Origin of the sequence: Micromonospora sp. CCTCC AA 2012012 (assembly GCF_040499845.1) — a bacterium.
Taxonomy (GTDB): domain Bacteria; phylum Actinomycetota; class Actinomycetes; order Mycobacteriales; family Micromonosporaceae; genus Micromonospora; species Micromonospora mangrovi.
Genome location: NZ_CP159342.1, coordinates 3648842 through 3669008 on the forward strand (window position 1 = coordinate 3648842; position 20167 = coordinate 3669008).

The following is a 20167-nucleotide window of genomic DNA, read 5'->3' on the forward strand; positions in this document are numbered from 1 at the left end:
GGTCACGGTCGGCGACAGGCGCTCGACGCGGACGGGGGCGGACCTGTGACAATGCCGGGAGTAACTTTGCTGCGCCGTGGCGGCGATCGCGGGGACTCTCCCGTCGACGCCGGGAGAACGAGGATGGGCACATGAGCGACTGGACTGCCTTCGGACGGGTGGACGCGGACGGCACCGTGTACGTCAAGACGGCCGAAGGCGAGCGAGTGGTCGGATCCTGGCAGGCGGGGGCCCCGGAAGAAGGACTGGCCCACTTCGCCCGCCGCTTCGCCGACCTGGTGACCGAGGTGGACCTGACCGAGGCCCGGCTCAACTCGGGCGCGGCGGACGCCGGGCACTCGCTGACCACGATCAAGCGGATCCGCGCCTCGCTCCCCGAGGCGCACGTCGTCGGTGACATCGACGCGCTGGCCGCCCGGCTGGACAAGCTCACCGAGGTGGCCGAGGCCAAGGCCGGCGAGGCGAAGGCCGCCAAGGAGGCCGCCCGGGGCGAGGCGCTCGCGCGCAAGACCGCCCTGGTCGAGGAGGCCGAGAAGCTGGCCGCCGAGTCGACCGGCTGGAAGACCGCCGGGGACCGGCTCAAGGAGATCCTCGACGAGTGGAAGACCATCCGCGGCGTCGACAAGAAGACCGACGGTGAGCTGTGGAAGCGGTTCGCCGCCGCCCGTGACGGCTTCACCCGTCGGCGGGGCGCCCACTTCGCCTCCCTCGACCAGCAGCGCAAGCAGGCGCAGACGGTCAAGGAGGAGCTGGTCGCCGAGGCCGAGAAGCTGAAGGAGTCCACCGACTGGGCGGCCACCGCCAACCAGCTCAAGGACCTGATGGCCCAGTGGAAGGCCGCTCCGCGCGCCTCCAAGGAGGCCGAGCAGAAGCTCTGGGAACGGTTCCGCGCCGCGCAGGACGACTTCTTCACCCGGCGCAGCGAGGTCTTCTCCGCCCGCGACAACGAGCAGCGCGCCAACCTGGAGCGCAAGCAGGCCCTGCTGGCCGAGGCCGAGGCGCTCGACGTCGACGGCGACCCGAAGGGCGCGCAGGCGAAGCTGCGGGACATCCAGGCGCAGTGGCACGAGGCCGGCCGGGTGCCCCGCGAGGCCGCCGCCGGGCTGGAGCGCCGGCTGCGGGCCGTCGACGACAAGGTCCGCGAGGTCATGGACTCGGCGTGGCGGCGTACCACCAAGGAGGACAACCCGCTGCTCGCGCAGATGCGTACGCAGGTCGCCGAGGCCGAGGAGCGGCTGGCCCGCGCGCAGGCCGCCGGCGACGCCCGCCGGGTCAAGGAGGCCGAGCAGGCGCTCGCCTCCAAGCGCCAGTTCCTCCAGCTCGCCGAACAGGCCGGCTGACCCTGATCCACCCCGGGAGCCCCGGTCCCCCTCAGGGGACCGGGGCTCCCACCCGTCCACCCCACCCGTCCACCCCACCCGTCCACCCCACCCGTCCACCCCACCCGTCCACCCCACCCGTCCACCCCACCCCCACCCCACCCCGCACCGCCCCGCGCCCGTCGCCCTCCCCCACCCCGCGCCGCCCCACCCCACCGCGCCGCTAATTCACGGAAAGAGTGGCAATCCAGCGTCGGATGACCACTCTTTCCGTGAATCAGTGCGAACCGGGAGGCGGGGAAGCGGGGGCGGGAGGTGGCGGGGAGGCGGGTGGGCGGGGGTGGGGAAGTGCGGGTTCTGGGGGTGTGTTGACGTGCGGGGGTGGGCTGATCAGAATGGCGGCAGAGCCAGGTTCCATCCACCGACGCGAGGGCACCGGCGGCGCGCACTGCCGCCGCGGGACGCGCCGGTGAACACCGCGAGTGGCCGTCCACATGGCACGGCCCGTCCCGCGCTGTCCGCGTACGCGATGACGAGCGGGCCGTCTCCCCCAGGTCCTTCCGCCCGCGGCGCCTGCGCGGCGCGGGCATCCGAAGTGGAGCTCGCATGCACCGACCCACCGCCCTCGGCGGCGCGCTCACCGCGCTCGCCACCGCCGCGGCCGGCGTCCTCGTCGCCGCCGCCGTCAGCACCACCCCGGCCGCCGCCGCTGTCGGCGGCACCGGCACCGGCTACCTGCACACCAGCGGGAACAAGATCATCGACAGTACCGGGGCCACCGTCCGGCTCACCGGGATCAACTGGTTCGGCATGGAGACCGACAACAAGACCTTCCACGGTCTCTGGTCGAGCAACCCGTGGCGGGGCCAGCTCGACACGATGGCCCGGCTCGGCTACAACACGCTGCGCGTCCCGTGGTCGGACGACGCGGTGAAGCCGGGCGCGACGGCCAGCGGCATCAACGACTTCGTCAACCCGGACCTGGTCGGGCTCTCCCCGCTGCAGATCCTCGACAAGGTCGTCGACTACGCCGGCAGCAAGGGGATGCGGATCATCCTGGACCGGCACCGGCCCACCTCGGCCGGGCAGTCGCCGCTCTGGTACACCTCGACGGTCTCCGAGGCGACCTGGATCGCCGACTGGAAGCTGATGGCCCAGCGGTACGCGAACAACCCGACGGTGATCGGCGCGGACCTGCACAACGAGCCGCACGCCGAGGGCACCAACCCGGCCGCCACCGGCGCCTGCTGGGGCTGCGGCGACACCGCCCGGGACTGGCGGCTCGCCGCCGAGCGGGCCGGCAACGCGATCCTCGGGGTGCAGCCGAACTGGCTGATCTTCGTGGAGGGGGTGAGCTGCCCCAGCGGCGGCCTGTCGAACGTCTGGGACGGCGACACCAGCAACGACGAGGACTGCGGCTGGTGGGGTGGCAACCTCTCCAAGGCCGGCCAGTTCCCGGTCCGGCTGAACGTGGCGAACCGGCTGGTCTACTCCCCGCACGAGTACGCCACCTCGGTCTACCACCAGGCGTGGTTCGACGACCCGACCTACCCGGCGAACATGCCGGCGATCTGGGACAAGTACTGGGGCTACCTCTACAAGCAGAACATCGCGCCGATCATGATGGGCGAGTTCGGCACCACGCTCCAGGACCCGAAGGACAAGGTCTGGTTGCAGAACCTGCTGGCGTACACGGGCAGCGGGGTGAACGGGATGTCGTTCACCTACTGGTCGTGGAACCCGAACTCGGGTGACACCGGCGGCATCGCCAACGACGACTGGACCACCATCAACCAGGCCAAACAGGACATCATCCAGCCGTACCTGATCCCGCCGGTGGGTGGCGGCACCAACCCGTCGCCGACGACGAGCCCGACCGGCTCGCCGACCCCGACGCCGACGCCGACGGGCTCGTCCTCGCCGACGCCGACCCCGACGCCGCCGGCCCCGACCGGCGCCTGCACCGCGAGCTACAAGCAGGTCAACGCGTGGGCGGGCGGCTTCCAGGGCGAGCTGACGGTGAAGAACACCGGCACCGGCACGCTGAACCCGTGGTCGGCGACCTGGACCTGGCCGTCCGGGGTGACCCTGGCCAGCGGCTGGAACGCCACCGTCACGCAGTCCGGCAACACGGTCACCGCCGCCGCCCCGGACTGGGCGAAGACCCTCGCCCCGGGGGCGTCGGCCACCATCGGCTTCACCGCCAACGGCGCGGCCTCCGCGCCCGCCACGGTGAAGCTCAACGGCACCGCCTGCTGAGCACGACGACGGCCGGGGCCCTCACGGGTCCCGGCCGTCGTCGTAGCGGTCAGTGCGCGGCGCAGCCGGTGGTCGGCGCGGGGACCGCGGCGGGCGCGCCGATCGTCGGCAACCCCAGCAACACCCCGGGGGTACGCGGGGAGCGTCCCGCCTCGGCCGCGTCGCCGGCCCGGGTCCGCCGGTGCGACAGCGGCTCGCCGTCGGCGTTGAGGTGGTGCGGGGCGGCGTAGGTCGCGACGGTGTGCACGATGTCGCCGGGCCGGATCGCCCCCGCCAGGGAACCCGCGTCGAAGTGGACCAGGCGGCCGTCGCGGGCCCGGCCGGACATCCGTCCGGTGCGCTCGTCCTTGCGTCCCTCGCCGACGGCGACCAGCACCTCGACGGTCTGCCCCACCAGCTTCCTGTTCTCCGCCCAGGTGATCTCCTCGACGCAGGCGATCAGCCGCTCGTAGCGTTCCTGCACGACCTGCTTGGGCAGCTGGCCGTCCATGGTGGCGGCCGGGGTGCCGGGGCGCTTGGAGTACTGGAAGGTGAACGCCGACGAGAACCGCGCTTCGCGGACCACGTCGAGGGTCCGCTGGAAGTCGGCCTCGGTCTCGCCGGGGAAGCCGACGATGATGTCGGTGGTGATCGCCGCGTCGGGCATCGCCGCCCGTACCTTCTCGATGATCCCCAGGTACTTCTCCGACCGGTACGACCGGCGCATCGCCTTGAGCACGTCGTCGGAGCCGGACTGCAACGGCATGTGCAGCGAGTGGCAGACGTTCGGCGTCTCGGCCATCGCGGCGATCACGTCGTCGGTGAAGTCCTTCGGGTGCGGGCTGGTGAACCGGACCCGCTCCAGCCCGTCGACGTCGCCGCAGGCGCGCAGCAGCTTGCCGAAGGCGTACCGGTCGCCGAACTCGACGCCGTAGGAGTTGACGTTCTGCCCGAGCAGGGTCACCTCCAGCACGCCCTCGTCGACCAGGGCACGCACCTCGGAGAGGACGTCGCCGGGGCGGCGGTCCTTCTCCTTGCCGCGCAGCGAGGGCACGATGCAGAACGTGCAGGTGTTGTTGCAGCCGACGGAGATCGACACCCAGCCGGCGTAGGTGGACTCGCGCCGGGTGGGCAGCGTCGAGGGGAAGACGTCGAGGGATTCGAGGATCTCCACCTCGGCCGCGGTGTTGTGCCGGGCCCGTTCCAGCAGCACCGGCAGCGAGCCGATGTTGTGGGTGCCGAAGACGACGTCCACCCAGGGGGCCTTGCGGACGATGTCGCCGCGGTCCTTCTGGGCCAGGCAGCCGCCGACCGCGATCTGCATCCCGGGGTGCTTGTCCTTGACGGGACGCAGGTGACCCAGGTTGCCGTAGAGCCGGTTGTCGGCGTTCTCCCGGACGGCGCAGGTGTTGAACACCACCACGTCGGGGTTGTCGTCGACCTCGGCGGCGCGCACGTAACCGGCCTGTTCGAGCAGGCCGGAGATGCGCTCGGAGTCGTGCACATTCATCTGGCAGCCGTACGTGCGCACCTGGTAGGTGCGCGGGCTGCCCGCGGCTGCGGTAGTCATGACGTGCACAGCGTATCCGGGCCGGGCCGGTCGGACCGCACGAGGATGAGCGGGCCGACCCGGCCGCGCGGGCGGCGGACGGGCCGGCCGCACGGCGGGTCGGTCGGGGGTCGGTCAGGCCGCGGCGAGCGCGGGCCGGACCGAGTCGGGGGCCCACCGCGAACGGTGGCACTGCGACCAGCCCCGGCAGCCCGGCTGGGCCACGCTGCACAGCCGCTGCCCGGTCAGCACCTCGCCGTCGTCGGTCTCGGTGACGTCGAAGTGCACCGGACGGATCGTGCCGTCCGGGGCGACCAGCAGGTGCCGGCCGGCGTCGAGGGTGTCGTCGCGCATCAGGCAGTTGCGGTCCAGCAGTCGGGCCAGCGCCGCGATGCTCGGCAGTTCGGGCAGCCGCTCGGGCACCCCGTAGCAGTCGACCACCGTGCCGAACTCGCCCGGCGTCTCCCACACGTCGCAGATCACCGCGTACGTGGGCAGCCGCGCCGGGTCCGCGACGGCGAGGGGCATCACCACCCGGCCGAGCGCCTCGGCCAGCGCGGGGTACACCTCCACCGGTGCCGCCCCGTCGATTCTCCAGTTCCACAGCTCGGTCATGCCGCCTCCTCGCTGTGCTCGTCCCACCGGCCTCCGGATCGGGCCTTACTCACGATGGTGGGGGGCATATGACCGCAGCCGGGGGCAAGTTACCGGTCTGTGACCATTCCGGGCAAAATTTCCCTGAGCGCCGTTGCTCCGAGTAGCGGGAAGATGACAGTTTATCGGGTATGGTGCCCGATCCGGGGCACGGATCGCGGGCGTCAGCGCACCCGGATCAGCACGTCGCTCGCGGGCAGCAGCTCACCGATCACCGTTCCGCCGGGCACCTCCCCGGCGACCAGCAGCCCACCGGAGGTCTGCGCGTCGGCCAGCAGCAGCCGCTCCGCCTCGTCGGCGTCGCCGAAGTCCGTCCACGGGGTCACCCACTCCAGGTTGCGGCGGGTGCCGCCGCTGACGTACCCGTCGCGCAGCGCCTCCCGCGCGCCCGGCAGGTAGGGCACCCGGGCCGCGTCGATCGCGACGGTGAGCCGGCTCGCCCGGGCCAGCTTCGAGGCGTGCCCGAGCAGGCCGAAGCCGGTGACGTCGGTGCCGCAGCGCACGCCCGCCGCCACCGCCGCCCGGGCGGCGTCCCGGTTCAGGGCGGCCATCGAGGCGACCGCCTCGTCGAACCGCTCCCCGGTGGCCTTGTGCCGGGTGTTCAGCACCCCGACGCCGAGCGGCTTGGTCAGCGAGAGCGGCAGGCCGGCCCGGCCGGCGTCCAGGGTGATCAGCTCCTCGGGGCGGACGACGCCGGTGACGGCCAGGCCGTACTTGGGCCCGTCGTCGTCGACGCTGTGCCCACCGGCCAGGTGGCAGCCGGCCTCCCGGGCCACGTCCTGGCCGCCGCGCAGCACCTCCCGGGCCAGCTCCAACGGCAGCTTCTCGCGCGGCCAGCAGAGCAGGTTCAGCGCCACCAGCGGGGTGCCGCCCATCGCGTACACGTCGGAGAGCGCGTTGGCCGCGGCGATGCGGCCCCAGTCGTACGCGTCGTCCACGACCGGGGTGAAGAAGTCGGCGGTGGTGACCAGGCCGGTCCGCTCGTCCAGCCGGACCACCGCGGCGTCGTCGCCGTGCTCCAACCCGACCAGCAGGTCGGCGGTGCCGGTGGCCGGGCCCAGGCCGGCCACCATCGCCTCCAGCTCGCCGGGCGGGATCTTGCAGGCGCACCCGCCGCCGCGGGCGTGATCGGTCAGCCGAACCCGGTCCGTCATCCCCTCATGATCTGCGCCGGACGTGCTCATTGCCACTCGGGCGACCGGTACGCGGACGGAAATCGGACTCCCCAGGCTGATCGTCCCCGGTGTTACCTCACCGTGACCGTCTCAGTTGCGTTCGGCCACGTGGCCCCGCCTACAGTTGCCGGACCGGGGGTCGACCGACCCCGGCATACCCGGGACGACGACAGGGACGGTGGACGACGTGGCGACCGGCGAACCGCTGATCGTGCTGGACGGGGTCAACAAGTGGTTCGGCCCGCTGCACGTGCTGGACGACGTGTCGCTCTCCGTGGGTCGGGGTGAGGTCGTCGTCGTCATCGGCCCCTCGGGCTCCGGCAAGTCGACGCTCTGCCGGACGATCAACCGGCTGGAGCCGATCAACTCCGGCACCATCACCTTCGACGGGCAGCCGCTGCCCGCGGAGGGCAAGGGGCTGGCCCGGCTGCGCAGCGAGGTCGGCATGGTCTTCCAGTCGTTCAACCTCTTCGCGCACAAGACCATCCTCGAGAACGTCACCCTCGGCCCGGTGAAGGTCCGCAAGGAGAAGCCGGCCGTCGCCCGCGAGCGCGGCCTGGCCCTGCTGGACCGGGTCGGCATCGCCAACCAGGCCGACAAGTACCCGGCCCAGCTCTCCGGCGGCCAGCAGCAGCGGGCGGCGATCGCCCGCGCGCTGGCCATGCAGCCCAAGGCGATGCTCTTCGACGAGCCGACCAGCGCGCTGGACCCGGAGATGGTCGGTGAGGTGCTGGACGTGATGACGTCGCTGGCCGGCGAGGGCATGACCATGGTCGTGGTCACCCACGAGATGGGCTTCGCCCGGCACGCCGCCAACCGGGTCATCTTCATGGCCGACGGGCAGCTCGTCGAGGACGCGCCGCCGACCGAGTTCTTCGCCAACCCGCGCAGCGAGCGGGCCCGCGACTTCCTCTCCAAGATCCTCACGCACTAGGCGTCCGTACGTGGCGCCCGCCGTCGTCCGGCGGGCTCCGTCGAAGAAGGAGATCAGTATGCGTATGAAGCGTGTAGCGGCGCTCGCCGCGGCCGCCACCCTGGCGCTCGGCATGGCCGCGTGTGGCGGCGACTCCGACGAGGGCACCGGCGCGGGGAGCAAGTCCTTCGCCGCCGGCAGCACCATGGAGAAGCTCAACAAGGCGCAGAAGATCAAGGTCGGCACCAAGTTCGACCAGCCGGGCTTCGGCCAGAAGGGCCTGTCGGGCAAGCCGGAGGGCTTCGACGTCGAGATCGCGAAGATCATCGTCAAGGAACTCGGCATCCCCGAGGACAAGATCGAGTTCGTCGAGACGCCGTCCAAGGTCCGTGAGGACAAGATCGTCGACGGCAGCGTCGACCTGGTCGCCGCGACCTACACGATCAACGACAAGCGCAAGGAGCGGATCGCCTTCGCGGGCCCGTACTACGAGGCCGGCCAGAACATCCTGGTGAAGAAGGACGACACCACCATCACCGGCCCGGACTCCTTCAAGGACGGCGCCAAGAAGGTCTGCTCGGTCACCGGCTCCACCCCGGCCGAGACGATCAAGAAGTACGTCAAGGACGTCGCCACCCAGCTGGTGCTCTTCGACACCTACGACAAGTGCCGCGACGCCCTCAAGAGCGGCCAGGTCGACGCCGTCACCACGGACAACGTGATCCTGCTCGGCTACATCGCCAAGGACGAGTCGTCCTTCAAGCTGGCCGGCGACAACTTCACCAAGGAGCCGTACGGCATCGGGGTGAAGAAGGAGGACACCGCCTTCCGCAACTTCATCAACGACACGCTCGAGAAGGCGATGACCGACGGTCGCTGGAAGAAGGCCTGGGACGACACCGCCGGCAAGTTCGGCGCGGAGCTGGGCAACGCCCCGACCATCAACCGCTACTGAGCTGATCCTTCGATCTGGAGGGTGGGGAGGAATACCGGCCCGTGAACGTGCTCATCGACAAGTTCGACGTCTTTGCGGGTGGTTTCTGGCTCACCCTCCAGATCTGCGTACTCGCCGCGATCGGCGCCCTGGTCCTGGGCGCCGTCGTGGCGGTGCTCCGCATCTCGCCGGTGCCGCCGCTGCGCGCCCTCGGCACCGGCTATGTGAACGTCTTCCGGAACATGCCGCTGACCGTGGTGATGTTCTTCGCCGCCTTCGGCCTGCCGGCGCTCGGCTCCAACGCCGACTTCCTCCGGATTCCCGGCATCGACTCGCTGTTCCGGCGGCTCGGCACCGACCTGCCGTACTTCCGCTTCGCGCTGATCGCGCTGGTGCTCTACACCGCCGCGTTCGTCTGCGAGGCGCTGCGCTCCGGGGTCAACGCGGTGCCGCCCGGCCAGGCGGAGGCGGCCCGTTCGCTCGGCCTGACCTTCGGCCAGAACCTGCGCCACGTGGTCCTGCCGCAGTCCTGGAAGGCCTCGATCGTGCCGCTCGGCTCGGTCATCATCGCGATGATCAAGAATTCCGCGCTGATCGGCTTCTTCGGGGTGGTCGGTGACCTCTCCCAGACCGCCGACCAGCTCACCTCCGCCGAGGGCTACGCCTTCATCCCGGTCGCCATCGGCATCTCCATCGGCTACCTGATCATGACGGTGCCGCTGGGCGCCCTGCTCGACCGGATCGAGAAGCGACAGGCGGTGGCCCGATGAGTCAGCAGACCAGCGTCCTCTACGACGTCCCCGGCCCCCGCCAGCGCCGGATCACCCTGATCAGCAGCATCGTCGCCACGGTGGTGGTGCTGATCGGCGCGTACTTCCTGGTCTATCGGCCGCTGGCCGACAAGGGCCAGTTCTCCATGCAGCTGTGGGGGCCGCTGGTCGACCCCTCCAACGAGAACTTCAGCCAGGTCTGGGATCGGATCGGCACCGGCTTCAAGAACACGCTGATCGCGGCGGCGCTGGCCATCCTCGCCTCGCTGCTGGTCGGCACCGCGCTCGCCGTGCTGCGCATCCAGCTCAAGAGCCTCACCCGGCGGCGCTTCACCGGGCTGGCCACGCCGGTGGCGTACCTGCTGCGCGGGCTGAGCTGGCTGCTCTCGGCGGTCACCCGGGCCTGCGTCGAGGTGTTCCGCGGCCTGCCGGTGGTCATCACCATCTTCTTCGTCGCCCGGGGCTTCCCCGAGTTCGGCATCTCGATGGACACGCTCTGGTACCTGGTCATCGGCCTGACCGTCTACAACTCGGTGGTCATCGCGGAGATCCTCCGCTCCGGCATGGAAGGACTCCCCGGCGGGCAGGCCGAGGCCGCCGCCGCGATCGGGCTCTCCCCGCTCCAGACCACCCGCATGATCCTGCTGCCGCAGTCCTTCCGGATCATGCTGCCGGCGCTGATCAGCCAGCTGGTCGTGGTGCTCAAGGACACCTCGCTGGGCTTCATCATCAGCTACGAGGAGACGCTCAACATCGGCAAGCAGATCATCGGCGTGCTGGGCAACCCGATCCAGGTCTACGTGGTGATCGCGGTGCTCTTCATCCTGGTGAACTACTCGCTGTCGAAGCTGGCCCAGTACCTCCAGCGCCGACTCTCCCGCGGTCGCAGGAGCGCCGGGACCCCGGCGGCGGTCGCGCCGCCCGCCGCGCTCATGTCCCAGTCGGAGAGCAACGGCGTGACCCCCTGATCCCGCCGCTGCCGACAACGCGTCGAAGGGCCGGCCCGGAACACCGGGCCGGCCCTTCGCGTACGTGCGTCAGCGGGCGATCTCGGTGACCCTCGACTCGCGGACCACGGTGACCCGGATCTGACCCGGATAGGTCAGCTCCTCCTCGATCTGCTTGGCCACGTCCCGGGCGAGGACCGCCGCGCCGATGTCGTCCACGTCGTCCGGCTTGACCATCACCCGGATCTCCCGGCCCGCCTGCATCGCGAAGACCTTCTCCACGCCGAGCTTGCCGGCGGCGATCTCCTCGATCCGCTCCAGCCGCTTCACGTACGCCTCGAGGCTCTCCCGCCGCGCCCCCGGCCGCCCGCCCGAACAGGCGTCGGACGCCTGGGTGAGGACCGCCTCGACGGTCTGCGGCGGCACCTCGTTGTGGTGCGCCTCGATGGCGTGGACGACGTCCTCGCTCTCGCCGTACTTGCGGGCCAGGTCGGCGCCGATGATCGCGTGGCTCCCCTCCACCTCGTGGGTGAGCGCCTTGCCGATGTCGTGCAGGAACGCGCACCGCTTGATCGTCGCCACGTCCAGCCGCAGCTCGGCGGCCATCGTGCCGGCGATGTGCGCGGTCTCCACCAGGTGCTTGAGCACGTTCTGCCCGTACGACGTCCGGTAGCGCAGCCGGCCCAGCAGGGTGACCAGCTCCGGGTGGATCTCGGTGATGCCCACCTCGACCAGGGCGTCCTCGGCGGCCCGGTGGCACAGCTGGTCCACCTCGTACCGCGCGAGGTCATAGACCTCCTCGATCCGGTGCGGGTGGATCCGCCCGTCGAGGACCAGCTTCTCCAGGGTGAGCCGGCCGACCTCCCGGCGGACCGGGTCGAAGCAGGACAGCAGCACCGCCTCGGGGGTGTCGTCGATGATCAGGTTGACCCCGGTCACCGACTCGAAGGCGCGGATGTTGCGCCCCTCCCGGCCGATGATCCGCCCCTTCATCTCGTCGCCCGGCAGGTGCAGGACGCTGACCACGCTCTCCGCGGTCTGCTCGCTGGCCACCCGCTGGATGGCGTCGACCACGATGTGCCGGGCCCGCTGCTCGGCCGTGTTGCGGGCGTCGGACTCGATGTCCCGCACCAGCAGCGCGGCCTCCCGCTTGGCCTGACCCTCGATCGCCTCGATCAGCTCGGACCGGGCCGCGTCGGCGGTCAGCCCGGCCACCCGCTCCAGCTCGCGGCGGCGCTGCTCCTCCGCCTCGCTGACCGCCCGCTCCCGCTCCACCAGCGCGCTCTCCCGCGCGGCCAGCGCGGCGCTGGCGGCGGTGAGCTGCCGTTCCCGCTCGGCGAACCGCTCGACCTCCTCGGTGTGCAGCCGCTCCCGCTCGTCCATCCGGGCGGCCCGCCGCTCCACCTCCGCGGCCTGCTCCCGGGTGGTCGCCGCCAGGACGGCCACCTCCCGCTCGCCACTGCGCCGGGCGGTGGTGCGCAACTGCTCGGCGTCGGCCTCGGCCTGCTTGTGGGCCCGTTCCAGGATGGTGTCCGCCTCGGCCCGCGCGTCGTCGAGGACCCGCCGGGCCTCCGCCCGGGCCGCCTTCGCCTCCGCCTTAGCGGCAGCCGCCTCGGTACGCGCCGCCGCGGCGGCCGACTTCGCCACGTCGATGGTGCTGTTCGCCTCGTCGGCGGCGCTGCGCAGCGCGGCCAGCGACTGCTCCTGCCGATCCTTCTCGGCGATGAACGCCGGGTCCTCGGGGGCCGGCGCCACGCTGATCCGGCGCAACGTCCGGACGCCGACCAGGACGGCGCCGACCACCACCACGGCCAGGATCAGCACCACGGCGAGGATGACGACGTCGAAGGCGTTCATGCCGCCACTCCGAGGGCGGCGCCGACCGGCATGCCCGCCGCGACGGCGATCCTGCTCCCGACGGCGGACGGCCGGCTCGCGGCGCCGACCGGCATGCCCGCCGCGACGGCGATCCTGCTCCCGACGGCGGACGGCCGGCTCGCGGCGCCGACCCGCTCGCACGTCGTGGCAGCGGCCTCGCCCGCGTCGGCGGCGAAGACGCGTGCGCCGCTGGGCCGGGGCGGCGACGACCGGCCGGGCGCGTGTGGAAGACCGCCGGTGAACCTGTGCCGCCCCGCCATGGCCGCCTCCCCTGAACGTCGACGCCGCGGGGCCCCTGCCGATGGGCAGGAACCCGCGGCTCTGGTCGCCCGACCGGAGCGGCTGGCCGTGGATAGCTTTCCATCGGCGGTGCCCTGCACGGGCATCGCCGAAGACCGGGTGCAGTTGTCGGCCGACCCCGGACCGACCGGTCCGGAGCTGCCGTCAAGGGCCGGTGTAGCTGGCCAAAGTGATGCTGTTCTGTTACGCGATCTATGTTGTGCGCTTAGCCTGCGCTGGTCGGGCAAAGTGAACCTGTATGGCGAGGCTAGGTCGCCGGAGGCGGTTCGGTCAAGAACTCATGATCAAACCACCCGGACGGAGAGAAGTTGAGCCGTCACCCGGAGGTGATGGCATGCCGGACACCAATAGACAAAGGGGCCCGCGCATCCATCCCCGGGTCGACTCCGCGACCTGCTCAGCGCCGCAGCGCGTGCCGCGCCCCGCCCGCTCCCCCGAGCGGCTGAGCCGGCCCGGCCCGGCCCGGCCCCATGATCCTCTGCACGTGACGGCACTTCGCACCGGCGTGTCGATGCCTCCCGGCGCAAACGATCACTGTCACCGGCGGACGCCGCGCATCGCGCGGGGCGGACGGTCCGCGGCGGTCCTGGCGGAAATCGGCCCTGGGGAGGGCCGGCGAGGGGGGGTCAGGGGCGGTGGTCGGGGTCGTTCTCGGCGTCGGCGAGGGCGTCGGCGTCGATCTGGTCGGCGAACTCGGCCGCCTCGGCGCTCTGCGCGGCCAGGGCGTCCTTCACCGCACGGATCGCCACGCCCGGCGGATAGCCCTTGCGGGCGAGCATGGCGACCAGCCGGCGGAACACCGCGTCCGGCTCGCCCCGGGCCGAGCGCAGCTTCCGCTCCACCAGGGCGCGGGCGGTCTCCGCCTCGGTCTCCTCGTCCAACTCGTCGAGGGCCTCGCTGGCCACCTCGCCGTCCACGCCGCGCTGGCGCAGCTCGTTGGCGAGCGCCCGCCGGGCCAGCCCTCGGCCGGAGTGCCGACTGGCGACCCAGGCGCGGGCGAAGGCGGCGTCGTCGATGATGCCGACCTCGTCGTACCGGTCGAGCACCTCGGCCGAGACCTCGTCGGAGATGCCCCGCTTGGCGAGCGCGCCGGCCAGCTCGGCCCGGGTACGCGGCCGGACCGCGAGCTGCCGCAGGCAGATCTCCCGGGCCACCTCGGACTCGTCACGGGGTGGCGCGGGGGTCGTCGCCTCCGGGTCGGTCTCGTCGGACCGGCCACGGCGCCCGCGACGGGGGCGAGGGGTGGTGTTGTCGTCACCCGCCCGGGGCGGACTGGCATCCCAGCCCCGCCCCGTGCGGGCGCGTCGTCCTGCCACTGATCAGCCGGACCGGTCAGAAGTCGACCGGCGGCAGCTCCGGGCCACCGGCGGCGTCGCCCGCGCCGACCCCGACGCCGAGCTTCTCCAGGATCTTCTTCTCGATCTCGGCGGCCACGTCCGGGTTCTCCTTGAGGAACTCCCGGGCCTTCTCCTTGCCCTGGCCGAGCTGGTCGCCGTCGTACGTGTACCAGGCGCCGGACTTGCGGATGATCGCCTGCTCCACGCCGACGTCGATCAGGGAGCCCTCGCGGGAGATGCCCTTGCCGTACATGATGTCGAACTCGGCCTGCTTGAACGGCGCGGCCACCTTGTTCTTCACGACCTTGACCCGGGTGCGGTTACCGACCACGTCGGTGCCGTCCTTGAGGCTCTCGATGCGGCGCACGTCGAGCCGGACCGAGGCGTAGAACTTCAGGGCCCGACCACCGGTGGTGGTCTCCGGGCTGCCGAACATCACGCCGATCTTCTCGCGGAGCTGGTTGATGAAGATCGCCGTGGTGCCGGTGTTGTTGAGCACACCGGTGATCTTCCGCAGCGCCTGGCTCATCAGCCGGGCCTGGAGACCCACGTGGCTGTCGCCCATCTCGCCCTCGATCTCGGCGCGCGGCACCAGCGCGGCGACCGAGTCGATCACGATGATGTCGAGCGCGCCGGAGCGGACCAGCATGTCGACGATCTCCAGCGCCTGCTCGCCGGTGTCCGGCTGGGAGACCAACAGGGCGTCGGTGTCCACGCCGAGGGCCTTGGCGTAGTCCGGGTCGAGCGCGTGCTCGGCGTCGACGAAGGCGGCGATGCCGCCGGCCCGCTGGGCATTGGCCACCGCGTGCAGGGCGACCGTGGTCTTACCGCTGGACTCGGGACCGTAGACCTCGACGACCCGGCCCCGGGGCAGACCGCCCACGCCGAGCGCCACGTCGAGGGCGATGGAGCCGGTCGGGATGACGGAGGTCTGGACGACCGGACGCTCCCCCAGCCGCATCACCGAGCCCTTGCCGAACTGCTTGTCGATCTGAGCGAGAGCAAGGTCGAGTGCCTTCTCCCGGTCGGGCCCTGCGGCCATGTTTGCCACCCCTGCCTTCGCCGGCGTCTTTCCTGAGCTTCGCGTCACGCGGGACACGCTAGGCGCTGGGTCCGACAGAAAACCAGCCGACGGGCCGTGAGCTGTGGACGAGCACCCCGCTGTGGACAATAGCCGAACAGGTGTACGACTCGGCAACCGACACGCGGAAGCAGCGAAAGAGCTGCTCAGCGCAGCCGGGCCGGGACCCGGTCGGGATAGGCGGCGCAGACCGCCCGCCAGACGACGTGGGTCTGCTCACCCGCGCGCAGCGCCTGCTCGACGGTCCGCCCGCCGAGTTGCGACAGCACCTGGTCGCTGGCGATGCTGGCCGCGTAGCCCGGCCCGAACGCCTCCTCCAGCCGCGCCCAGAAGTCGGTCAGCCGCACGTGATCAGTCCTCCTCGTCGGGCCCCCGTCCGGGCACCGGACGCAACGCTAGCGCCACCAGGGGCACGGTGGCGATCGCCGCGAGCAGGGTCAGCGTCGGATACCCGGCGAGCTGCATCACCAACCCGGCGAGCGCGCCCGCGCCCGCCCCGGCCAGCCCCATCACCAGGTCGGAGAGCCCCTGCACGGCGGGACGGGCGGCGGTCGGGACCGACTCGGACAGCAGCGTCGAGCCGGCCACCATCGTCCCCGACCAGCCCAGGCCCAGCAGGAACAGGCCGACCGAGAGCAGCGGCGTGTGGTGCCCCGCGGTGCCGGCGACCGCGCAGGCGACCAGCAGCAGCGCCAGGCCGCCGAGGATCACCGCGCGCCGGCCCAGCCGGTCGGTGAGCCAGCCCACCACCGGGGAGAGCGCGTACATGCCGGCGATGTGCAGGCTCAGCACGAGGCCGACCACCCGCAGCACGTCCGCGTCGGAGTGGAACTCGCCGAGGCGTACCGGGGTCATCGACATCACCGCCACCATCACCAGGTGGCCCACCGCCACCGCGGCGATGCCGAGGCGGGCCGCGGGCCGCCCGCGTACCACCTGCCAGGCCGCGCGCATCCCGGCACCGCGCCGGGCGGTCCCGGCCGGCGCGGCGACCGGCTCGGCCGCCGCCAGCCGGCGGGCGGTGAGCAGCGGGTCCGGCCGCAGCAGCGCGAAGAGGACGACCGCGGCCGTGCTGAACGCGACGGCGCTGAAGGCGAACGGGCCGGCCAGGGTGGGCAGCCCCCAGCCCCGGGTGGTCCGCTCGGCGAGCGCGGCGAAGTTCGGCGCGGCCACCGCGCCGATCGTGGTGGCCCAGACGATCAGCGAGAGTTGCCGCCCGCGCCGGGCCGGCTCGGCCAGGTCCACGGCGGTGTAGCGGGCCTGGAGGTTGGCCGCGCTGCCGCCACCGAAGAGCAGCATGCCGAGGAAGAGCAGCGGCACCGACCGGTGGGCCGCCGCGAGCACCACCAGCACCCCGCCCACCGCGCCGGTCAGGTACGCCAGCACCAGGCCGGGCCGCCGCCCCCGGGCGACCATGAGCCGGGTGACCGGCACCGCGAGCAGTGCCGTGCCGACCACTCCGCTGCTCTGCACGAACCCGGCCGTCGCGGTGCCGGCGACCCGGGCGGCCAGCAGCGCGCCCACCGAGATGCCGATGGTCACCCCGATGCCGCCGATGGTCTGCGTCGCGAAGAGCAGCCGTACGGTGCGGCGCTGGATCGGGGCGACGTCGGGCCGGGCCGGTGCCGGCGCGGTGAGGTCGGTGGACATCGGCGCTCCTCGGTAAGGGGTGACCCATCCTCCCGCACCCGACCGGACCGCCGGCACCCGGTTTCGCTACAGGCCGAGCCCCCGGCCGATGATCTCCTTCATGATCTCGGTGGTGCCGCCGTAGATGGTCTGCACCCGCCCGTCCAGCCAGGCCTTCGCCACCGGGTACTCCAGCATGAAGCCGTAGCCGCCGTGCAGCTGGAGACAGCGGTCGGCCACCTTGTTCTGCAGCTCGGTGGTCCACCACTTGGCCTTCGCCGCGTCGGTCACCGACAACCGTCCGGCGTTGAACTCGGCGACGCAGTGGTTCACGAAGGTCCGGGCGATGGTGATCTCGGTGTCCAGCTCGGCCAGGAGGAAACGGTTGTGCTGGAACGTCCCGATCGGGCGGCCGAACGCCTCCCGCGAGCGGGCGTAGTCGACGGTGACCGCGAGCAGCCGTTCCGCCGCCGCGACCGCCGCCACCGCGATGCTCAGCCGCTCCCGGGGCAGGTTGCCCATCAGGTGGTAGAAGCCGTGGTTCTCCGTGCCGATCAGGTTCTCCACCGGCACCCGGCAGTCGTCGAAGAAGAGTTCGGCGGTGTCGTTGGCCTTCAGGCCCACCTTGGCCAGCCGCCGCCCCCGGGTGAAGCCCGGCGTGCCGGTCTCCACCGCGACCAGGCTCACCCCGTGCGCCCCCTGGTCCGGCGCGGTCCGCACGACCACCACCACCAGGTCGGCCAGCTCCCCGTTGGTGATGAACGTCTTCTGCCCGTTGAGCACATAGCTGTCGCCGTCGCGGACGGCGCTGGTCCGGATGCCGGCCAGGTCGCTGCCGGCGCCCGGCTCGCTCATCGCGATCGCCGTGACCAGATCGCCCGAGCAGAAGCCGGGCAGCCAGCGCTTGCGCTGGTCGTCGGTGGTCAACTCGGTTAGGTACGGCGCGACCACGTCGTTGTGCAGGCCGAAGCCGAGGCCCGAGCAGCCGGAGGCGACGATCTCCTCGTCCAGCACCGCGTTGAAGCGGAAGTCGGGCTGCCCGCCACCGCCGAGTTCGCTGTCGACGTCCATGCCGAGCAGTCCCGCCGCGCCCGCCCTGCGCCACACCTCCCGGTCGACGATCCCGTCGGCCTCCCAACGCTCGTGGTGCGGGACGGCCTCCCGGGCCAGGAACTCCCGGCACAGGTCGCGGAACTCTTCGTGGACGGGCTCGTAGAGATGCTGCTCCATGCGGGCCAGTGTGGCACCGCTCACCCGCCCTGCCCAGAGCCGAGCGGGACGGGTCAGGCGGCCAGCGCGCGGGCGGCGACGGTGAGGTCCTTGACCAGACCGTCGTACGCGGTGTCCTGGTCGTCGGCGCGGAGCACCGCGGAGGGGTGGATGGTGGCCAGCAGCCGGGCCGCCGGGGCGTCGGCGACCTTTCCGGTGTCGTCCACCGGCACCCGGGTGAAGTCCTCCGGGTGCTGGGCGGACGCCGGCCAGGGCAGCAGCTCGCCGCGCTGCCTCGTCACCCGGAACGTCGGGCCGAGCAACGCCTTGGCGGCGGTGGCGCCGAGCACCACGACGATCTCGGGGTGCAGCCGGGCGAACTCGGCGACCAGCCAGGGCCGGCAGGCGGTGATGTGCACCCGGTCCGGGGTCTGGTGGATGCGGCGCTTGCCGCGCAGCTCGAACCGGAAGTGCTTCACGGCGTTGGTCAGATAGATGTGACCGGGGTCGATGCCGGCGTCGTCCACCGCCGTGCGGAGCAGCCGGCCGGCGGGGCCGACGAAGGGCAGTCCCTTCTGGTCCTCCAGGTCGCCGGGCTGCTCGCCGACGAAGACCACCCGGGCGCTCTCGTCGCCCCGCCCGAAGACGGTCTGCGAGGCGTCCCGGTAGAGCTCGCAGCCCCGGCAGCCGGCCGCCGCGGTGCGCAGCTGGTCGATGGTGTCCGCCTGCGGCGGGATGAACTCCTGGGCTCCGGGGGCGCTCTCGGTCTGCTCGGCCATGCCGACCGTTCTACCCCGTGCGGCGCGGCTCACGCGACCGCCCGCCCCCGACGCGCCGCGCGCACCGGCGTCGGTCGGCGCGGCGGGGAAGCCGCACGGGGCTCAGGCGGTGAAGCCGCGCGCGGTGGGGCGGACCGCGTCGGCGACCGCGGCGGCCAGCGGGGCCAGGTCGGGCTCGTCGAGGGAGCTGACGGTGATCCGGATGCCCGGGCCGGCGGCGATCCGGTTGATCGCGCCGGGGGCGACCGACCAGCCGGCGTCCCGCAGCGCGGTGACCACCACGGTCTCGTCGGGCACCGGCACCCAGACGTTGATCCCGGTCCGGGCGTGGGCGGCCACGCCGTGCGCGGCGAGCGCCGCCGCCAGCCCGTCCCGCCGCCGCTCGTAGCTCTCCCCGGCCCGGTGGACCAGCTCGGCGGTGGCCGGGTCGCGCCAGAGCGACAGGACGAGGCGTTGCAGGACGGTGGAGACCCAGCCGGCGCCGACCCGGGCCCGGCCGGCCACCCGGGCGACGGTCGCCTCGTCGCCGGCGAGGACCGCCAGCCGCAGGTCCGGACCGTAGGGCTTGCTCACCGACCGGACGAAGGCCCAGGTCGGGGTCGCCCCGGCCAGCGGGTGCAGGGGTACGCGGGCCAGTTCGGCGGCGTGGTCGTCCTCGATCAGCAGCAGGTCGCGCCGGCCGGCGAGCAGCGTACGCAGGGCGGCGGCGCGGTCGGCGGTCAGCGCCGCCCCGGTCGGGTTCTGGGCCCGGCTGGTGACGATCAGCGCCCGCGCCCCGGCGGCGAGGGCGGCCCGGACGCCCGGCGCGGTGGGGCCCTCGTCGTCGACGGGGACGCCGATCGCGCGCAGCCCGAGGGCGGCGATCAGGTCGAGCAGGTTGGCCCAGCCGGGGTCCTCGACGGCGACCGCGTCACCGGGGCGCAGGTGGGCGGCGAGCAGCCGCTCGATGCCGTCGAGCGCGCCGCCGGTGACGGTGATCTCGGCGGCCGGCACGCCGTCGGCGGCGAGCCGGTCCCGGGCGGCGTCGGCGAGGTCGGGCAGGACGGCGGTGGCCGCGTACCCGGTGGGCGGGCCGATGCCGGCGGCGAGCGCGGCCAGGTGCGGGCCGAGCGGCGGCAGCAGCCGGGGGTCGGGCTGCCCGCCGGAGAGGTCGCGGGCGCCGGGGAGCGGCGGCGGCAGCAGCCCGCTGCGGCGGCTGGCGACGGGCGGGCGGGGGCGGACCCGGGTGCCGTGCCGGCCGGCGGTCACCACCAGGCCCCGCTGCCGCAGCTCCTGGTACGCCTTCGCGACGGTGGCCGGGCTGACGGCCAGCTCGGTGGCGAGGGCGCGGACGGCGGGCAGTGCCGCCCCCGGGGCGAGCGCGCCGGTGCGGATGCCGCTCTCCACGCTGGCCGAAATGGCGGCGGACGTCGCGCCCTCGACCTGATAATGTGCTGCCACAGTTCGGAGATTGTA

Annotated in this window: 17 protein-coding genes; 6 read left to right on the plus strand and 11 right to left on the minus strand. The window is 72.6% G+C overall.

Annotated features, from left to right (window positions below):
* Nucleotides 1–131: 131 nt before the first annotated feature.
* Nucleotides 132–1340: a DUF349 domain-containing protein gene (locus ABUL08_RS15890; RefSeq protein ID WP_350930694.1), complete on the plus strand. Its 1209-nt coding sequence runs from the start codon at nt 132–134 to the stop codon at nt 1338–1340.
* Nucleotides 1341–1925: 585 nt separating this feature from the next.
* Nucleotides 1926–3578 carry a cellulase family glycosylhydrolase gene (locus tag ABUL08_RS15895; protein ID WP_350930695.1) on the plus strand — a complete coding sequence of 551 codons (1653 nt, stop codon included), beginning with the start codon at nt 1926–1928 and terminating at the stop codon, nt 3576–3578.
* Nucleotides 3579–3627: 49 nt separating this feature from the next.
* Here the strand turns inward: ABUL08_RS15895 and miaB are convergent, their stop codons facing one another.
* From miaB to selD, 3 genes are all read right to left on the minus strand, one after another.
* Nucleotides 3628–5127 (minus strand): tRNA (N6-isopentenyl adenosine(37)-C2)-methylthiotransferase MiaB, encoded by a 1500-nt coding sequence (miaB, locus tag ABUL08_RS15900; RefSeq protein ID WP_350930696.1) that lies wholly within the window; start codon nt 5125–5127, stop codon nt 3628–3630.
* 114 nt (nt 5128–5241) lie between these two features.
* Nucleotides 5242–5721 (minus strand): hypothetical protein, encoded by a 480-nt coding sequence (locus tag ABUL08_RS15905; RefSeq protein ID WP_350930697.1) that lies wholly within the window; start codon nt 5719–5721, stop codon nt 5242–5244.
* Between the two features lie 203 nt (nt 5722–5924).
* A complete protein-coding gene (selD, locus tag ABUL08_RS15910; RefSeq protein ID WP_350930698.1) occupies nt 5925–6914 on the minus strand; it encodes a selenide, water dikinase SelD in 990 nt (329 codons plus the stop codon).
* Between the two features lie 199 nt (nt 6915–7113).
* Between selD and ABUL08_RS15915 the strand changes: the two genes are divergently transcribed.
* Genes ABUL08_RS15915 through ABUL08_RS15930 form a run of 4 tightly spaced genes read left to right on the plus strand, consistent with a single transcriptional unit; the run spans nt 7114 to nt 10520 of the window.
* Nucleotides 7114–7869, plus strand: coding sequence for an amino acid ABC transporter ATP-binding protein (locus ABUL08_RS15915; protein WP_350930699.1), 756 nt, complete (start codon nt 7114–7116; stop codon nt 7867–7869).
* Between the two features lie 58 nt (nt 7870–7927).
* Nucleotides 7928–8803: a glutamate ABC transporter substrate-binding protein gene (locus ABUL08_RS15920; RefSeq protein WP_350930700.1), complete on the plus strand. Its 876-nt coding sequence runs from the start codon at nt 7928–7930 to the stop codon at nt 8801–8803.
* Between the two features lie 41 nt (nt 8804–8844).
* Nucleotides 8845–9552, plus strand: a complete 708-nt coding sequence (locus tag ABUL08_RS15925) for an amino acid ABC transporter permease (RefSeq protein ID WP_350930701.1) — start codon at nt 8845–8847, stop codon at nt 9550–9552.
* Nucleotides 9549–10520 carry an amino acid ABC transporter permease gene (locus tag ABUL08_RS15930; protein ID WP_350930702.1) on the plus strand — a complete coding sequence of 324 codons (972 nt, stop codon included), beginning with the start codon at nt 9549–9551 and terminating at the stop codon, nt 10518–10520. Before ABUL08_RS15925 ends, ABUL08_RS15930 begins: the two co-directional genes overlap by 4 nt.
* 69 nt (nt 10521–10589) lie before the next feature.
* Here the strand turns inward: ABUL08_RS15930 and rny are convergent, their stop codons facing one another.
* From rny to ABUL08_RS15970, 8 genes are all read right to left on the minus strand, one after another.
* Nucleotides 10590–12356, minus strand: coding sequence for a ribonuclease Y (rny, locus tag ABUL08_RS15935; protein ID WP_350930703.1), 1767 nt, complete (start codon nt 12354–12356; stop codon nt 10590–10592).
* 947 nt (nt 12357–13303) lie between these two features.
* A complete protein-coding gene (locus tag ABUL08_RS15940) occupies nt 13304–13993 on the minus strand; it encodes a regulatory protein RecX (RefSeq protein ID WP_350930704.1) in 690 nt (229 codons plus the stop codon).
* A 16-nt stretch (nt 13994–14009) separates the two neighbouring features.
* Nucleotides 14010–15056, minus strand: a complete 1047-nt coding sequence (gene recA / locus ABUL08_RS15945) for a recombinase RecA (RefSeq protein ID WP_350930705.1) — start codon at nt 15054–15056, stop codon at nt 14010–14012.
* 185 nt (nt 15057–15241) lie between these two features.
* A complete protein-coding gene (locus tag ABUL08_RS15950) occupies nt 15242–15442 on the minus strand; it encodes a DUF3046 domain-containing protein (RefSeq protein ID WP_242797884.1) in 201 nt (66 codons plus the stop codon).
* 4 nt (nt 15443–15446) lie between these two features.
* Entirely contained in the window at nt 15447–16745 is a 1299-nt protein-coding gene (locus ABUL08_RS15955) for an MFS transporter (RefSeq protein WP_350930706.1), read from the minus strand.
* Between the two features lie 66 nt (nt 16746–16811).
* Nucleotides 16812–17954, minus strand: a complete 1143-nt coding sequence (locus ABUL08_RS15960) for an acyl-CoA dehydrogenase family protein (RefSeq protein ID WP_350930707.1) — start codon at nt 17952–17954, stop codon at nt 16812–16814.
* Between the two features lie 53 nt (nt 17955–18007).
* Nucleotides 18008–18712, minus strand: a complete 705-nt coding sequence (locus ABUL08_RS15965; protein WP_350930708.1) for a UdgX family uracil-DNA binding protein — start codon at nt 18710–18712, stop codon at nt 18008–18010.
* 102 nt (nt 18713–18814) lie between these two features.
* Complete coding sequence (locus ABUL08_RS15970; protein WP_350930709.1) at nt 18815–20152, minus strand: aminotransferase class I/II-fold pyridoxal phosphate-dependent enzyme; 1338 nt, start codon at nt 20150–20152, stop codon at nt 18815–18817.
* Nucleotides 20153–20167: the final 15 nt, after the last annotated feature.

What these genes read in the sequence shown, in the direction of transcription:
- ABUL08_RS15965 (WP_350930708.1), bottom strand. Translation starts at nt 18,712, where the DNA reads ATGGCCGAGCAGACCGAGAGCGCCCCCGGAGCCCAGGAGTTCATCCCG.
- ABUL08_RS15890 (WP_350930694.1), top strand. Translation starts at nt 132, where the DNA reads ATGAGCGACTGGACTGCCTTCGGACGGGTGGACGCGGACGGCACCGTG.
- ABUL08_RS15955 (WP_350930706.1), bottom strand. Translation starts at nt 16,745, where the DNA reads ATGTCCACCGACCTCACCGCGCCGGCACCGGCCCGGCCCGACGTCGCC.
- selD (WP_350930698.1), bottom strand. Translation starts at nt 6,914, where the DNA reads ATGACGGACCGGGTTCGGCTGACCGATCACGCCCGCGGCGGCGGGTGC.
- ABUL08_RS15905 (WP_350930697.1), bottom strand. Translation starts at nt 5,721, where the DNA reads ATGACCGAGCTGTGGAACTGGAGAATCGACGGGGCGGCACCGGTGGAG.
- ABUL08_RS15930 (WP_350930702.1), top strand. Translation starts at nt 9,549, where the DNA reads ATGAGTCAGCAGACCAGCGTCCTCTACGACGTCCCCGGCCCCCGCCAG.
- miaB (WP_350930696.1), bottom strand. Translation starts at nt 5,127, where the DNA reads ATGACTACCGCAGCCGCGGGCAGCCCGCGCACCTACCAGGTGCGCACG.
- rny (WP_350930703.1), bottom strand. Translation starts at nt 12,356, where the DNA reads ATGAACGCCTTCGACGTCGTCATCCTCGCCGTGGTGCTGATCCTGGCC.
- recA (WP_350930705.1), bottom strand. Translation starts at nt 15,056, where the DNA reads ATGGCCGCAGGGCCCGACCGGGAGAAGGCACTCGACCTTGCTCTCGCT.
- ABUL08_RS15960 (WP_350930707.1), bottom strand. Translation starts at nt 17,954, where the DNA reads ATGGAGCAGCATCTCTACGAGCCCGTCCACGAAGAGTTCCGCGACCTG.
- ABUL08_RS15895 (WP_350930695.1), top strand. Translation starts at nt 1,926, where the DNA reads ATGCACCGACCCACCGCCCTCGGCGGCGCGCTCACCGCGCTCGCCACC.
- ABUL08_RS15920 (WP_350930700.1), top strand. Translation starts at nt 7,928, where the DNA reads ATGCGTATGAAGCGTGTAGCGGCGCTCGCCGCGGCCGCCACCCTGGCG.